Annotated in this window: 16 protein-coding genes; 3 read left to right on the top strand and 13 right to left on the bottom strand. The window is 67.8% G+C overall.

Annotated features, from left to right (window positions below; translation table 11 throughout):
- Positions 1 to 144 precede the first annotated feature (144 nt).
- Together IEQ11_RS03745 and IEQ11_RS03740 are read left to right on the top strand one after the other, a co-directional pair.
- Entirely contained in the window at positions 145 to 480 is a 336-nt protein-coding gene (locus IEQ11_RS03745; protein ID WP_036108842.1) for a CD225/dispanin family protein, read from the top strand.
- Positions 481 to 489: 9 nt separating this feature from the next.
- On the top strand, positions 490 to 915 hold the full coding sequence (locus IEQ11_RS03740; RefSeq protein WP_057920693.1) for a DUF2752 domain-containing protein: 426 nt from the start codon (positions 490 to 492) through the stop codon (positions 913 to 915).
- A gap of 45 nt (positions 916 to 960) precedes the next feature.
- Here the strand turns inward: IEQ11_RS03740 and IEQ11_RS03735 are convergent, their stop codons facing one another.
- The 9 genes from IEQ11_RS03735 to IEQ11_RS03695 form a co-directional block, all read right to left on the bottom strand.
- The gene (locus tag IEQ11_RS03735) at positions 961 to 3,813 is read right to left on the bottom strand and encodes a TonB-dependent receptor (protein ID WP_191821805.1); all 2,853 of its coding nucleotides are present in this window, start codon (positions 3,811 to 3,813) and stop codon (positions 961 to 963) included.
- Positions 3,814 to 3,907: 94 nt separating this feature from the next.
- The gene (locus IEQ11_RS03730) at positions 3,908 to 4,915 is read right to left on the bottom strand and encodes a FecR family protein (RefSeq protein WP_096412863.1); all 1,008 of its coding nucleotides are present in this window, start codon (positions 4,913 to 4,915) and stop codon (positions 3,908 to 3,910) included.
- Complete coding sequence (locus IEQ11_RS03725; RefSeq protein WP_343226524.1) at positions 4,912 to 5,625, bottom strand: RNA polymerase sigma factor; 714 nt, start codon at positions 5,623 to 5,625, stop codon at positions 4,912 to 4,914. Before IEQ11_RS03725 ends, IEQ11_RS03730 begins: the two co-directional genes overlap by 4 nt.
- Before the next feature lie 410 nt (positions 5,626 to 6,035).
- Positions 6,036 to 6,962: a regulatory signaling modulator protein AmpE gene (ampE, locus tag IEQ11_RS03720; RefSeq protein ID WP_036108845.1), complete on the bottom strand. Its 927-nt coding sequence runs from the start codon at positions 6,960 to 6,962 to the stop codon at positions 6,036 to 6,038.
- Positions 6,963 to 7,351: 389 nt separating this feature from the next.
- A complete protein-coding gene (nudC, locus tag IEQ11_RS03715) occupies positions 7,352 to 8,320 on the bottom strand; it encodes an NAD(+) diphosphatase (protein ID WP_247024716.1) in 969 nt (322 codons plus the stop codon).
- Positions 8,317 to 8,691: an iron-sulfur cluster insertion protein ErpA gene (gene erpA, locus IEQ11_RS03710; RefSeq protein WP_036108848.1), complete on the bottom strand. Its 375-nt coding sequence runs from the start codon at positions 8,689 to 8,691 to the stop codon at positions 8,317 to 8,319. Before erpA ends, nudC begins: the two co-directional genes overlap by 4 nt.
- 57 nt (positions 8,692 to 8,748) lie before the next feature.
- The gene (locus IEQ11_RS03705) at positions 8,749 to 9,555 is read right to left on the bottom strand and encodes a DUF6776 family protein (protein ID WP_191821804.1); all 807 of its coding nucleotides are present in this window, start codon (positions 9,553 to 9,555) and stop codon (positions 8,749 to 8,751) included.
- 31 nt (positions 9,556 to 9,586) lie between these two features.
- Positions 9,587 to 9,982: a bactofilin family protein gene (locus tag IEQ11_RS03700; protein WP_096418144.1), complete on the bottom strand. Its 396-nt coding sequence runs from the start codon at positions 9,980 to 9,982 to the stop codon at positions 9,587 to 9,589.
- A gap of 35 nt (positions 9,983 to 10,017) precedes the next feature.
- On the bottom strand, positions 10,018 to 10,752 hold the full coding sequence (locus IEQ11_RS03695; RefSeq protein ID WP_036108853.1) for a DUF6776 family protein: 735 nt from the start codon (positions 10,750 to 10,752) through the stop codon (positions 10,018 to 10,020).
- A 70-nt stretch (positions 10,753 to 10,822) separates the two neighbouring features.
- On the opposite strand from IEQ11_RS03695, the gene IEQ11_RS03690 reads away from it, so the two are divergent.
- Positions 10,823 to 11,413, top strand: coding sequence for a DUF4126 domain-containing protein (locus IEQ11_RS03690; RefSeq protein WP_096412851.1), 591 nt, complete (start codon positions 10,823 to 10,825; stop codon positions 11,411 to 11,413).
- A 145-nt stretch (positions 11,414 to 11,558) separates the two neighbouring features.
- Here the strand turns inward: IEQ11_RS03690 and IEQ11_RS03685 are convergent, their stop codons facing one another.
- The 4 genes from IEQ11_RS03685 to IEQ11_RS03670 all read right to left on the bottom strand — a co-directional run bounded on the left by IEQ11_RS03685 (position 11,559) and on the right by IEQ11_RS03670 (position 13,551).
- Positions 11,559 to 11,732: a hypothetical protein gene (locus IEQ11_RS03685; RefSeq protein ID WP_191821803.1), complete on the bottom strand. Its 174-nt coding sequence runs from the start codon at positions 11,730 to 11,732 to the stop codon at positions 11,559 to 11,561.
- A 119-nt stretch (positions 11,733 to 11,851) separates the two neighbouring features.
- Complete coding sequence (bfr, locus tag IEQ11_RS03680; protein ID WP_036108857.1) at positions 11,852 to 12,322, bottom strand: bacterioferritin; 471 nt, start codon at positions 12,320 to 12,322, stop codon at positions 11,852 to 11,854.
- 284 nt (positions 12,323 to 12,606) lie between these two features.
- Entirely contained in the window at positions 12,607 to 12,810 is a 204-nt protein-coding gene (locus tag IEQ11_RS03675) for a (2Fe-2S)-binding protein (RefSeq protein ID WP_036108858.1), read from the bottom strand.
- A gap of 123 nt (positions 12,811 to 12,933) precedes the next feature.
- The gene (locus IEQ11_RS03670; protein ID WP_036108860.1) at positions 12,934 to 13,551 is read right to left on the bottom strand and encodes an RNA pyrophosphohydrolase; all 618 of its coding nucleotides are present in this window, start codon (positions 13,549 to 13,551) and stop codon (positions 12,934 to 12,936) included.
- Positions 13,552 to 13,571: the final 20 nt, after the last annotated feature.

Here is a 13,571-nt window from a genome sequence, read left to right as displayed (position 1 = left end):
TGATCGGCCGCGGCCGGGCGTAATCGGCCGCGATCGGCACGTCCGCCCGCATCGCCGCGACGTGCCCTCGTCGCGACGCGCTGCTAGGATGCCCGCGAACGGTCGCCGCGTCGGCGGCCGACGTTTGTCTTGGGGAAGGACACCATGAATCAGCCCATCACCACCGCGGCCTCGCCGTATCCCACCTACCTGGCTTGGTCGATCACCATCACCGTGCTGGGCGCCTGTTTCTGCTGCCTGATCGGTGCCGCCCCCGGCATCGTCGCGATCGTGTTCGGCAATCAGGTCAACACCAAGTTCAATGCCGGCGACGATGCCGGCGCGCGCAAGGCTTCGGAGAACGCCAAGATCTGGTGCTGGGTCGGCACCGCCCTGGTCGCCATCAGCCTGCTGCTCAACATCCTGTCGTTCTTCGTCAACGGCATGTCGTTCATGTCGGAAGACTTCCTGCAGCAGCTGCAGCAGGCGCAGTCGCGCTAAGCGCTCGACGTGCAGCCCGGCACCCACCCGCGTCATCTCGCCCTCGCGGCGACCGCCACCGCCGCGCTCGCGGCGGCGACGGCGGGCGTGTGGGTGCTGCGCCGTTTCGATCCCAACGCCGCCGGCAGTCCGTTGCCGGCGTGCGTGTTCCACAGCTTCACCGGGCTGTACTGCCCGGGCTGCGGCATCACCCGCGCGCTGCACGCGCTGGTGCATGGCGATATCGCCCAGATGCTGGCGATGAATGCGTTGCTGCCGGTGGCGATGCTGACCTTGCCGCTGATCGTGCTGCACGGCCTGGGCTATCGGCTGCCGTTGCCGCGGCGCGCGATCGCCACCTTGGTCGACGGCAAGCTCTGGCTGATCGGGCTCGGCGCGTTCTGGGTGCTGCGCAATCTGCCGTGGCCGCCGTTCTCGTGGCTCGCGCCGGGCTGAGCGCCTGGCCGCTCGGGTCGGGCCGATCGCGGCCGCGCCGCGATCTCAGAAGCGGTACACCGCACTGACCAGGTAATAGCGGCCGACCGGGTCGTCGTCGACGATGCTGTAGCCGCCGAAGCTGTAGTCGTAATTGACCGGCCGGCGATCGTTGAGATTGCTGACGTTCAAACCGATCAGCCATTTGTCGAAACCGCCGTAGGCGACGTCGAACCCGACCAGGGTCGCGCTCGGCGTGCGGCAACGCCCGGGCTCGCCCAGCAGCACGCAGTCCTGGCCCGGCTGGATGCCGACCGTGGCGTGGCCCATGTAGCGCAGGTTGAGCGTGGCGATCCAGTCGCGATAGCTCCAGCGCACGCTGCCCAGCACGGTGTTGTTGGGCGTGCCGTAGCCGGAAAAGTCGTACTCGCGTTCCTTCGGATGCAACCGGCGCAGCAGATGGTCCATGTAGTGGCCGTTGATGCGAAACGACAGGTTGCCCCAGCGCTGGGTCTGGTGACGGTATTCGGCGTCGATTTCCCAGCCGCGCACTTCGGTGCTGCCGACGTTGTCGAGGTAGGTCTCGACCGTGTCCAGATAGCCGTCGGCGTCGCGGATCAAGGCCTTCGGAAACAGGTCGGGGCGCGACGCGGCGTCGATCGCCAGGATCTCGTTGTTGCGGCGGATGCGGTAGCGATTGACGGTGACGGTGAAGTCTTCGTTCGGCGTCCAGATCAGGCCCAGGCTGCGGCTGGTCGAGGTTTCCGGGCGCAGGTCGGGATTGATCACCGCGCGCTGGACGACCTGGCAGTAATCGCCGTAATCGATCAGGCACGGCTGGGTGGTGGCGTCTGAGCGCACGAACGCCTGGTTGTCGACCACCAGCGGACGGCGCAGTTCGGCCAGGGTCGGCGCGCGGTAGCCCTCGCCGAAGGAACCGCGCAAGGCCAGCGAACGCAACGGCTGCCAGCGCACGCCGAACATCGGCGAGATCTGGTTGCCGTAGCCGGCATCGCGGTCCAGGCGCCAGGCCGCGTTGACCCACAGCTTCTCGTGCAGCGGCGCGTTGAATTCGGCGTAGATCGCCGAGGTGTTGCGGCTGGCGTCGCGCGAGTCGGCTTCCTGCGCCAAGGCGATCTTGCCCTTGATGAAGGCGTCGTCGGGCCGGTTGCGCACGCGTTCGTGCCGCGCCTCGAAGCCAGCGGCGACCTTGAGATCGCCCGCGGGCAGCGCGAACAGCGGCCCCTCGATGCTGCCCGACACGGTGTCGAGCACCACTTCGCCGCCCAGGGTGGTGCGCGGCGAGATCGCGGCGAGCACCTCGGGCGGGTTTTCCTCGGTCTTGCTGAAACGGAAGGTGCTGACCGCCGGATCGGATTCGGTGCCGAACAGCGCCGATTCGTCGATCAATCCGTCGATGCGGTTGACCACCTTGTTGCGACGGCGCGACAGGCTGACGTCCCACTCCCACTTGCCGCGATAGCCCTTGATGCCGGCGGTGTAGTCGCGGGTGGTGGTGACGCTGCGGTTGCGCACGGGACCGAGTTCGGAGAACCAGTAATTGAGGTTCAGGAACGGGAACGGCTTGAACGAATCCGGATGGCCCTCGGGCAGTTGCACCGAGGCGTAAAACGGCGCGTTCTGCATCTCCAGGCTGACCCGGGTCGCGCGCAGGTCGGCGTAGAACTCGGCGTTGTCGCCGAGCGGCTGGCGGAAGTGGGTGTAGAACGCGTTGCTGGTGATGCCCGGCTGCAGGCTCACGTAACGCGGAATGTCGAGGCTGCAGGCGGCGCTTTCCTGCACCGCTTCGCCGCCCTCGCAACCCGGCGCCGGCGCCACGACGAAATTGCCGAAGGTAAAGCCCGACGGCACGCGCAGGTCGCGCTGGCCGTCGAAGCGCTGGTCCAGCGTGCTCCAGCGGCGCTGGCTGCCGATCAGCGGATTGCGGGTGTAGTGATCGATGCTGACGAAGATGCTGCCGTCGCCGGGCGTGCGTTCGCCGAAGCTGGCGTAGGCGCGTTGCTGTTCGGCGTCGCCGCGTTGCGACACGCCGAAGCTGCCGCCGACTTCGGCGCCGCGGTAATCCTTCTTGAGAATGATGTTGACCACGCCGGCCATGGCGTCGGCGCCGTAGATCGCCGAGGCGCCGCCGTGGGCGATCTCGATATGGTCGACCATGCTCAGCGGAATACCGTTGAGATCGGTCAGCGCGCCCATGTCGGTGGAGACCAGGCCGTAGTTGGCCATGCGCCGGCCGTCGACCAGGAACAAGGTCGCGCGCGGCCCTAGCGAATACAGGCTGGCCGAGGCCGCCGCGGCCGAGGGCACCTGGGTCGCGCCGCCCTCGGTGGCGACGTTGCGCGGGTGGTGGCCGGTCATGCCCGGCATCAGCCGCAGCAGGTCGAACAGGGTCTGGTGACCGCTGGCGCGGATCTGTTCGTTGGTGATCAGGGTCAGCGGCAGCGAACTTTCGAAATCGGCACGTCCAATGCGCGTCCCGGTCACATGAACCGTGTCCAATTCGGTCGGCACAGGCGGCTTGGCGGTGGCCATCGGCTTGGCTGCCGGCACCGGCGCGGGCTCAGGCCGGGCCGGGCGCGGCGAGGCCTGTAGCAAGTAAACATTGGGCTTTACGGCTACCGCGGTGAGGCCGGTGCCCTCCAGCAGGCGGGCCAGGCCTTCGCGGACCGAGCCGGCGCCGCGCAGGCCGCGGCTGCGCCGACGCGCGACCAGGGCCGGGGAATAGGAGATCTGCAGGTGATGCCGACGCGCGAACTCGTTCAGCGCGTCGTCGAGCGCGCCGGCCGGAATGTTGTAGCCATCGGCTGGAAAATCGTCCGCAGCGGCCGGGAAGGCCCCGGCTTGCGACGCAAACGTCAGCGCGACGGAAACGATGAACGCATAGGAAATCTTGGCCATCCACCAACCGCATCGATCAGGCTACTGCTGAACCCATACGCCCCCTGTATGCAGGCGCGGTCCAACCATAGCATCGCCGTGGCGGCCAGGGGACTCAGCCCGACTTGCGATGGAGCACGATTTCGCCGCCCTGGCCCTGCTCGGCGCGCAACGACCAACCCTGCTCGAGCGCCTTGAGCAAGGACGCCTGATCGCCGATGTGAAACACGCCGCTGATGGTGATCTCGCCCAGCGCCGGTTCGGCCAGCAACAGCTTGGTCGACGAGTAGCGGTTCATCTCGGTGAGCAGGGTGTCCAGGCGGCTGTTCTTGAACACCAGGTCGCCGGTCGGCCAGGCCTGGGCGACGTTGAGATCGAGCGGCTCGGCCGGGGTCATGCGCCCGCTGCGGTCGTAGCTGATCTGCTGCCCGGGATTGAGCGTGCTGCCGGCCTGGGCCACGCCGCTGGACACGATCACCGAACCTTCGATCAGGCCGACGTTGATCGAGTCGGCGTGCTTGCTGACCTGGAAGGTGGTGCCGATGTCGCGGATCACGCCGTCGCCGGCCTTGACCGAGAACGGACGCTTCGCGTCGGCGGCGACCTGGAACTGGACCCGGCCGCGATCGAGTTCGATCTCGCGGCGGTCGTCGCCGAAGCGCGCGACGATCGCCGAGTCGGTGTCGAGCATGACCTGGGTGCCGTCGGCCAGACGCAGCGAACGCTGCTCGCCGATCGCGGTGGCGTAGTGCTGCACGGTCGGTTCGCCCGGCGCGCGCAGCCAGCTGACCCCGACCACGGTCGCGACCAGCAGCGAGGCGACCAGCGTGGTCGGCACCCACCAGCGCGTGCGTGAACTGTCGCGCCCGGTCGCGCGCCAGGCGATGCGCGCGGCGGCCTGCAACAGTTCGTCGTCCTTCAGTTGCGCGGCCGCCTGATGCGCGCGCTCGGCCTCGACATAGGCGAGAACGTGCCGCGGCGATTCGTCGAGCCAGCGGTCGAACTCGGCGCGATCGTGCGAGGTGCATTCGGGCGAATCCAGCAACGCGACCCACGCGCTCGCGCGTTCGTCGTCGGAATCGGCGGAATGATCGGCCGTGGATGTGAGCAGTGTGGTCTTCATGGTTCTTGCAAGCTCTCGTAGCCGCTTTCCTTCATACGCACGCGCAACAGCGCGAGCGCCCGGCCGATATTCTTCTCCACTGCCTTTACAGAAATACCGCAGTGGCGAGCGATTTGCGTGTAACTCATTCCATTGATGCGATTGAGCAAATAAATCTGCCGGCTGCGCGTGGGCAATTGCATGATCGCCGCGCGCACCAGCGCCAGTTCCTGCTCGGTGGCCACGCGTTGATCGTGCGCCGGTTCGTGCGACGGCAACGCGTGATAGTCCTCATCCAGACTCACGTGCTCGGGCGCGTGGCGGGTCTTCTGACGCCGGCCGCGATCGTTGAGCGCGTTGATCGCGATGCGGTACATCAGGATCTTCAAGGCATCGACAGGCTGATCGCGATAACGCAGCATGCGCATCATCGTTTCCTGGGCGATGTCCTGCGCGTCCTCGTGCGAGGCCGCGGACTTGCGCAGAAACGCGATCAACGGCTCGCGGTGCTCGCGCAGGAACACGACGAAATGATCGTCGCCCTCGCGCGTCGCCGCGGGCTGATTCGCCGCTGAAGATTCCTGGCCTACGTCCACTTTCGCCCACGTCGCGGTCACCTGCTTCGATACTAGCCCAGCCGGCGCCGGGGATTGAACGAAGCCAAGGCCGTCATGCGCGGCGATTGCCGGCGCAAAACTGGCATGGATCACAGACGTGAAGCGATTGCCCAAATCGAATCCTCCGCAAGCGTGATGGCGCATGGACGCGAGGCGACCGCTTACGCGATGCACGGGGCTCAGTTCTTGATCGCTGGACTCCCGTGCATGCGTAACCGGCGCTTCTTCGTCGCGATTGCCGCTTTCTGGCTGCTGTGACGCGAACGCACGCGCGAGCGTGCGAACCGGTTCCGGCACATCCGCGGCGCGCGGGCCCTGTCCAACCCCCTGCGACAGGACAACCGTTCGACGCCGGGGTGGCCGGGGACGGACGGAGTCGCGCGGCTCGCGGATTGCGCGGAACCTGTCCCTACTAACGCAGCTCGCGCGCCGCCTCCCTACCCCATCCATGCGGCGGCGTTGGGTTTCCGCTCAGGCGGTCTCAGTTCGGCGCCGGGCGGGCGGCGCGCAGGCGCCGCGGCGGGTCAGGCGACGAAGCCGGCGATCACGAACAGCGCCAGCACCGCCAGCCACACCAGCAGGCTGCGCCAGACCAGGCTCATCGCGTCGCGCAGTTCGGGCACTTCGGCCGCGACCAGGGCGGTGCCCGGGCCGGACAGGGCCGGCGCGGCGACCCCGGATTCGTCGTTGTAATCGGCGGCTTCCTCGGCCAGCTCGCACTTGACGCTGGCGCGCCCGACCGCGCCGAGGAAGCGGTTGTCGAGGTTGAAGCGGGTGCCGCCGGCCTCGCGCCAGGCGCCGAGCACGGTGTCGAAATTGCCGACCAGGGCCAGCGCCAGGGTCAACAACTGCGCGACCGGCCAGTCCAGCAGGGCCAGCAGCGTGTGCGCGCCGGCGCGGGTCTCGCCGGGCAGGTGGCGCGAGGCTTCGCCCTCGGCGGCCAGCGCGACCAGGCGATAGCCGAGCGCGCCGATCGGCCCGAGCAGCAGGAACCAGAACAGCACGCCGAACCAGCGCCGCAACGCGCTGCGGAACACCGCTTCGACCAGCGAGCCGCCGTCGAGCAGCGGGGTGACGCCCTCGGGCCACAGCTTGGCCGCCGCCTCGCGCCGCGAGGCCGGATCGCGCGCCGAGGCCAACGCCTCGACATCGAGATCCAGGTCGCGCGGCCCCCAGGCGTAGAACAGGATGAAGATGCCGAACACCAGACCGCCGAGCCCGATCAGGGGTTCGTCCAGCGCCAGCTGGAACAGGCCGACCGCGAGCAGCGGCGGCACCAGCGCGATCAGCAGGCCCCAGCGGCCGCGCCAGAAGCTGCCTTCGGGAAAGCGGCTGTCGATCCAGCGCAGCCAGTCGCTGTACCAGCCGTAGTGACGCACCGACGCGGCCAGCGACTGCGCGAGATGGCCGAGCACGAGTGCGACGACGGCGGCGATCAGCGTGACGGACATCGGGGCGACGCTCCTGGCGAGGCGAAGAAGGCAAGCATCAAACTCTCGCGATTCTAGCGCGACCGCGTGCAGGCGCGGTCGCGGGCGCATGGCATGGCGAGTGGATTCGCGAGACCGTTCCGGTGCGAGGCCTGCGGTTGTGGTCGGGCTTGAGCGCCGACGCGTTCCGCTCGGCTCGCGATAACGCCAGGCGGACTGAGCACCACCGACCTCGGATCGAACCGCAAAGGCGCGGAAGCCCTCTCACACAGCCCCGGGTCGACACGACGTTTTCGATCGTTCCGAACACAACCGAGCAGATCAGCTAATCACCCAAGCGCCATCAAGGTCGCGGCGCGGTCGCCACTCAGATCCAGGCAGCGCGATTCACCACCGCGCCCTCGCTCGATTCAACGCCCCGCGCGCGCCTCGGCGGCCACGCGCCAATGTTCGATCAGCCAACGCGAAATCGAGATACTGGGCGACAGCAACGGACCGTCGTCGTCGCCCGCAGCGGCCTCGGCCGACGGCGCGGCCGCCTTGCGTTCGCCGCGCGCCGCCGCGGCGCGGATCTCTTCGAGCGTGAACCAGCGCGCTTCTTCGAGTTCGTCGCCGACCTGCGGCGCGTCGGGTTCGGCCAGGGCGGCGAAACCGAGCATCAGCGCGCTCGGGAACGGCCACGGCTGCGAGCCCAGATACTGGCAACTGCGCACGCGCACGCCGGTTTCTTCCAGCACCTCGCGGGCCACGGTCTGCTCCAGCGATTCGCCGGGCTCGACGAAACCGGCGATCACCGAATAGCGCTGCGCCGGCCAACCGGCCTGGCGACCGAGCAACAGGCGCTCGCCGTCGCTGACCGCGACGATCACCGCCGGGTCGGTGCGTGGGTAGTGTTCGGTGCCGCACTGGCCGCAACGGCCGGTCCAGCCGGCGCGGGCGAAGGCGATTTCGCCGCCGCACACGCCGCAATAGCGATGCCGGCTGCGCCAGTGCTGCAGCGCGCGGGCCTGGGCGAACACGCTGGCGTCGAGCAAGGACCACTGCGCGGCGGCGCGGCGCAGATCGACCCGACGCGGCGCCTGGAACGCGACCAGCCCGGATTCGATCGCGAACCAAGCCTGTCCGTCCGCCGCCAGTCCCAGAAAAATCGATGCGCCGGTGCCGCCCGGGCCGTCGGTGAGCTCATGGCCCAGCGGCGCGAGCAGATTGTCGTCGTCGTCGGCATAAGCCTGGCCGGAGGCATCGAGCACGATCACCCGCGCCTGCGGCCACAACGCCGCCAGGGCCTGAGGTTGGTCGCGCAGATGATCGGCGCGGTCCAGCGCCGCGCGCCAGGCCGAATCGGCTTCGACGAACGCGAAGGCTGGGGCCGTGCTCACACGCCGAACGAGGAGCCGCAGCCGCAGGTGGTCTTCGCGTTCGGATTGCGGATCACGAACTGCGAACCGTGCAGGCTCTCGGTGTAGTCGACTTCCGCGCCCATCAGGTACTGCAGGCTGAGCGGATCGACCAGCAAGGTCACCCCGTCGGTCTGCACGGCCAGATCGTCCTCGCCCTGCTGTTCGTCGAATTCGAAACCGTACTGGAAGCCCGAGCAGCCGCCGCCCTGGATGTAGACCCGCAGCTTGAGCGCGTCGTTGCCTTCTTCGGCGATCAACTCGCGCACCTTGCCGGCGGCCGAGGAACTGAACTGCAACGGCCGATCCAGCGACTGGTAGCCAGGCGCCGCGGTGAGAGTGGTGGTTTCCATGCCGAAAGGATGAGGGCCGCGGCCCTCGCATTCAAGCGCGCCAGGCGAACACTGCGATCAGCTGCCGGGGTTGCCGGCGCCCGCGGTGTCGCGGGTGGCGTCGGCCCAGCTGAAGGATTGCTCGACCGCCGGCCCCGATTGCGGGGTCAGGCGCACCGTGACCCGCACCGGGGTCAGGCCCTGCGGCACGAACACGTCGCCTTCGATCTGTTCGAAGTACTTGAACGAATACGCCGTGCCGGGCGCGGCGGGCTGCTGGCGCAGATCGGCCCAGGCCAGTTTTTCGAGTTTGCCGGCGCGGGTGCCTTCCAGGGCCAGGGTCAGCCGGCCGGCGCTGACCGCGCCACGGTTGAGGTTCTGGGTCAGGGTGGTGGTGAAGTGCCAGGCCGAGGGCACGCCGTCCTGCGGCTGCATCTTCAGCGCGTGCACGGTCAGGCCACGGCGCTGGCCGGTGGCGCCGACCAGGCGCTCGTAGAAGGCCACGTCGGCGCGCAGGCCGGCGATTTCCTCGTCGCGTTCGGCCAGCGCGCTTTGCAGGTCGCGGTTGGCCTGGCGGCTGATCGCGTCGGAGCGGCCCAGGGTGGTCACCCGCTGGCGCAGTTGCTCGAGTTCGGCCTGCATCTGCCGCGGGCTCAGGGCGGCGCCGTCCGCGCTCGGCGGCGGCGGGGCCTGTTCGGGCTGGGAAAGGTTGCGCCACAGGCCCCAGGCGCCGAAGGCCAGGGCCGCCGTCAGCAGCACGGCGGCCGGGATCCGCCACGGGTGGCGGCCGTCGCCGGCGGGTGCGGGCTGGTCCGTGGACGCCGCCGGGCCGGCGGTCGCCGGTTCGGCGGAACTCGGCGCGGACTGGGAAGATTCTTCGCTCATCCGCACCGTCTGGGGGCTGGGGCGTTCGCCCTCAATCCATCAGGGCGTCGGCGGTAATCAGGGCTTCAGGCGCCGGCAACGCAGCGGCGGACTCTGCATGAATCAGACGGCCTGTGAGCTGGGAACCGGCCGTCATCTCGACCACCCGGTAATGCACATTACCCTGGACCCGCGCCTTGGCCGCCAGTTCCACCCGCTCGCTGGAATACACATCGCCGGTCAGTTCGCCGTTGATGATCACCACCGGCGCGCGCACCTCGCCCTCGATGCTGCCGTTCTCGGCCAGGGTCAGGCTGGCCGGCTGACCGTCCAGCGCCACCAGCTTGCCGACGATGCGGCCTTCGATGTACAGCCCGCCGCTGAAGTGCAGGTCGCCGCGGATCACCACCTGCGGGCCGATCATGGTATCGACCTGGCCTTCGCGCATTTGGGTCGGTTTGCTGTTGGTCTTGAACATGGTGTTTAAGTTTCCCCGTTTACGGTGACGCCGCTCTTCCAGGCGAAGTGCTGATCGATCGAGGCGTTCTCCCCGCGCAGCGAGATGCGCACGCGTTGCGGAGTGAACCCGGCCGGCAGCATCACGCTGCCGTCGACCTGCTGGAAGTAGCGGAAGGAATAGTCCTGGGCGGGCGCCTTGGACTTCTGGTGCAACTCGTCCCAGCCGATCGCGGCCAGCTTGCCGCCGCGCACGCCTTCGACCTGGAACTGCAGCCCCCCGCTGCTGACCGCTCCGCGGTTGAGATTCTGGGTCAGGACGATCTGGTAATGCCAGGTGCCGCCGGCTTCGGGCGTGAACTCGACCGAGTGCACGTTGAGCCCCTTGGCCGGCGCGGTCGCGCCGACCAGGCGTTCGTAGAAGGCGACATCGGCGCGCAGATCGGAGATTTCCTCTTCGCGCTGGGCCAGCGAGCCCTGCACCTGCTTGTTGGCGGCGCGGCTGATCTGGTCGGAGCGCTGCAAGGTGGCCTCGCGCTGGGCCAGCCGGTCGAGCTGGTTCTGGCGGTCGCGCAACTCGCGCTTGGTGGTCTCCAGCTCGGCGGTCAGCTTGGGCAGCCTGGGCGCGGCCAGCGACTGCGACCACATCCACGCCACCACCAGCGACAACGCCCACGCCACGCCGACGGCGGTCCAGATATAAGGGCGCTTGTCCGGCTGCTGCTGGACGATGACGAAACGCGGCGGCGGGGTTTTGGCCATACTCGACAACGACGGCTCACACCGCCGGCTTTACCTATACTCAACCCTAAATCTTAACGGGAAAGCCACGATGTCCGATGCGCACCTGTTCGCAGTTGGCGTAGTTCTCGCCTGGCTGTCGGGGGTCCGGGTCTATCTGACCGTGTTCGGGGTCGGCATCGCCGGCGCGCTGGGCTGGCTGGAGCTGCCGACCGCGCTGCAGGCGACCCAGTCGCCGTGGGTGCTCGGCGTCTGTGGCCTGCTGACGGTGGGCGAATTCTTCGCCGACAAGATCCCCGGCGTGGACTCGGGCTGGGATCTGCTGCACACCTTGCTGCGGGTGCCGGTGGGCGCCTTTCTCGCGGCCGCGGCGATGTCGCCCGACGGCCAGCTCGGTGCCGGCGCGCTCGCCACCGGTGCCGGTGTGGCACTCACGAGTCACTTGTTGAAGTCGGGCTCGCGCGCCGTGCTCAACACCTCGCCCGAACCGGTCAGCAACTGGACCGCCTCGGTGACCGAAGACGTCGCCGTGCTCGGCGGCCTGTCGCTGGTGTTCGCCTACCCGTGGGTGGTGCTCGGCGTCGTGCTGCTGATCAGCGTGGTGATCGCGATGGCGCTATGGTGGCTGTGGCGCAAGCTGTTCCGTCGCAGACCGAAGGCCGGGGCCGCGGCTTCGGGGTAAGGCCTCGTTGCGGCAGACAGGCGGGATCGTTCGCCACGTCGATGCGCGGATTGTTTCTTCGGCCGAACCGCGATGATGATTTGAACCCAGAGCGTCGAGTCGGAAAACGCCGCCGGCCACAGCGCTCCAGCACGTCACGGCGATGTCACGAAGTCTCCGTGGCTGACGCTTCGATCACGCCCCTCCCACTCATGTCATCGACGCATTCCTGAGCGTGCACTGCGATCGCAACAACGAAAAAAGCCGCCAGCTCATCGCCGGCGGCTTTTTCTTGTTGCATTGAAGGCAAGCGTAAAAGCGAGAAACGAAAGGCGCTCATAAGCGCTCGGCCGATCGCGATCCTGGCGGGCTGGCTACGTCATCCACGTCGCTGGCTGGCTGGAACCGAAATCAGGTAAGCGGCAGACACCGAACCACTCGTTCCTCACTCCTGTCCACTCACTCCTCGATCTTGGTCAGCAGATAGTTCTGCTCGCCCAGACGCTCGATCAACGCCAACTGGGTTTCGATCCAGTCGACATGCTCTTCTTCGGAATCCAGGATGTCGGCGAACAGCTTGCGGCTGACGTAGTCGCTGACGGTTTCGCAGTACTTGATCGCCTCGCGCAGCAGCGGGATTGCCTCGAGTTCCAGCGCCAGATCGCAGGCCAGCAACTCGCGCGGGTTTTCGCCGATGCGCAGCTTGCCCAGCGCCTGGAAGTTCGGCAGGCCGTCGAGGAACAGGATGCGGTCCGACAACTTGTCGGCGTGCTTCATCTCGTCGATCGACTCGTGGTACTCGTGCTCGGCCAGTTCCTTCAGGCCCCAGTTCTTCAGCATCTTGGCGTGCAGGAAGTACTGGTTGATCGCGGTCAGCTCATTGAAGAGCGCCTTGTTGAGGTATTCGATGACCTTGGGGTCGCCTTTCATGGCCGTGCTCCGACGTTGCAATGGGCGGCACTCTAACGGTTTCGCCCGCGCCATGACGAAACGCGAATCGTGCGCAACGGGAGCCGAGAATCAGTGTCGTTGGCGCCGCCACGGCGTCGCTCGCAAGCGGCGCGCGGCGTTACTGGAAGGTCGCGTCGATGACGCGATCAAACGGCGAGTCGGCCCGCGGAACAAGGCCGGGCCGCAGCGTCGGGGCCGCGGCGAAGATCACAGGGGGAAACTCGAAGTCGGGCGCAGCCCGAATCACACAACGCTGCGACGGCTCAGGCGGCCTGTTGCAGCACGTTCAACGGCAGCTCGCGCACGTTGCGCGCCTGCTCCAGCAGCGAGCTGGCCAGTTCCAGGCAGCTGCCGCAATTGGCGCCGGCACCGGTGCGCATGGTCAGCTCGGGCACGCTGCGGCAACCGGCTTCGGCGGCCTGGCGGATATCGCGGTCGGTGACTCCGTTGCAGATGCAGACGTACACGGCGCAGGTCTTCGGTCATGCAGCCAACTGGCTGCAGCGCCATTCCGCCACGGATGCGAATGATTGTCAATTAACCGCGACCAACAAGCCCGCAAACGCTTGCCCGGACAGGCCCGACCCGGCTCAGCCGCCCGAATCGGACCCGCTGCCGCGGGCCGGATTGCCGCCCCCGAACGCCCGCGCACGCGGCGGGTGGCCGCAGCCGCCCATCTGCGCCTCGCGCAGACGCGCTTCCGGGCTGGGCACGGGAACCGCCTGGGGACCGGCGAGCTGGCGCGCGAACGGCGCCAGATGGCGCAAGGCACTGGCATAGACCCCGCGCTTGAACATGACCACGTGTTCCACCGGGTACCAGAAATCGACCCAGCGCCAGTGATCGAACTCGGGCTTGTCGGTCAGGTCCAGGCGCAGGTCGGACTCCTCGCCGGTCAGGCGCAGCAGGAACCAGACCTGTTTCTGGCCGATGCAGACCAACCGGTCGTTGCGACGCACCGCCCGCCGCGGCAGGCGATAACGCAGCCAACCCGGGGTCGAGCCGAGGACTTCGACATGCTGCGGGAGCAGGCCGGTTTCCTCGTGCAACTCGCGGTACATCGCCTCGAGCGGCGTCTCGTCGGTGTTCATCCCGCCTTGCGGGAATTGCCAGCCGTCGCGATGCACGCGCCGGGCCCAGAACAAGCGGCCGTCCGGGTGCATGAGCACGATGCCGACATTAGGCCTATAGCCGTCCGGATCGATCACGATGCGGACTCCAAATTCAC

The sequence above is a fragment of the Lysobacter capsici genome (assembly GCF_014779555.2).
Taxonomy (GTDB): Bacteria; Pseudomonadota; Gammaproteobacteria; order Xanthomonadales; family Xanthomonadaceae; genus Lysobacter; species Lysobacter capsici.
This window is presented reverse-complemented; position numbering and strand designations above follow the sequence as displayed.

What these genes read in the sequence shown, in the direction of transcription:
- IEQ11_RS03685 (WP_191821803.1), bottom strand. Translation starts at nt 11,732, where the DNA reads ATGAGCGCCTTTCGTTTCTCGCTTTTACGCTTGCCTTCAATGCAACAA.
- IEQ11_RS03730 (WP_096412863.1), bottom strand. Translation starts at nt 4,915, where the DNA reads ATGAAGACCACACTGCTCACATCCACGGCCGATCATTCCGCCGATTCC.
- IEQ11_RS03695 (WP_036108853.1), bottom strand. Translation starts at nt 10,752, where the DNA reads ATGGCCAAAACCCCGCCGCCGCGTTTCGTCATCGTCCAGCAGCAGCCG.
- erpA (WP_036108848.1), bottom strand. Translation starts at nt 8,691, where the DNA reads ATGGAAACCACCACTCTCACCGCGGCGCCTGGCTACCAGTCGCTGGAT.
- IEQ11_RS03705 (WP_191821804.1), bottom strand. Translation starts at nt 9,555, where the DNA reads ATGAGCGAAGAATCTTCCCAGTCCGCGCCGAGTTCCGCCGAACCGGCG.
- bfr (WP_036108857.1), bottom strand. Translation starts at nt 12,322, where the DNA reads ATGAAAGGCGACCCCAAGGTCATCGAATACCTCAACAAGGCGCTCTTC.
- IEQ11_RS03745 (WP_036108842.1), top strand. Translation starts at nt 145, where the DNA reads ATGAATCAGCCCATCACCACCGCGGCCTCGCCGTATCCCACCTACCTG.
- IEQ11_RS03700 (WP_096418144.1), bottom strand. Translation starts at nt 9,982, where the DNA reads ATGCGCGAAGGCCAGGTCGATACCATGATCGGCCCGCAGGTGGTGATC.
- ampE (WP_036108845.1), bottom strand. Translation starts at nt 6,962, where the DNA reads ATGTCCGTCACGCTGATCGCCGCCGTCGTCGCACTCGTGCTCGGCCAT.
- IEQ11_RS03690 (WP_096412851.1), top strand. Translation starts at nt 10,823, where the DNA reads ATGTCCGATGCGCACCTGTTCGCAGTTGGCGTAGTTCTCGCCTGGCTG.
- IEQ11_RS03735 (WP_191821805.1), bottom strand. Translation starts at nt 3,813, where the DNA reads ATGGCCAAGATTTCCTATGCGTTCATCGTTTCCGTCGCGCTGACGTTT.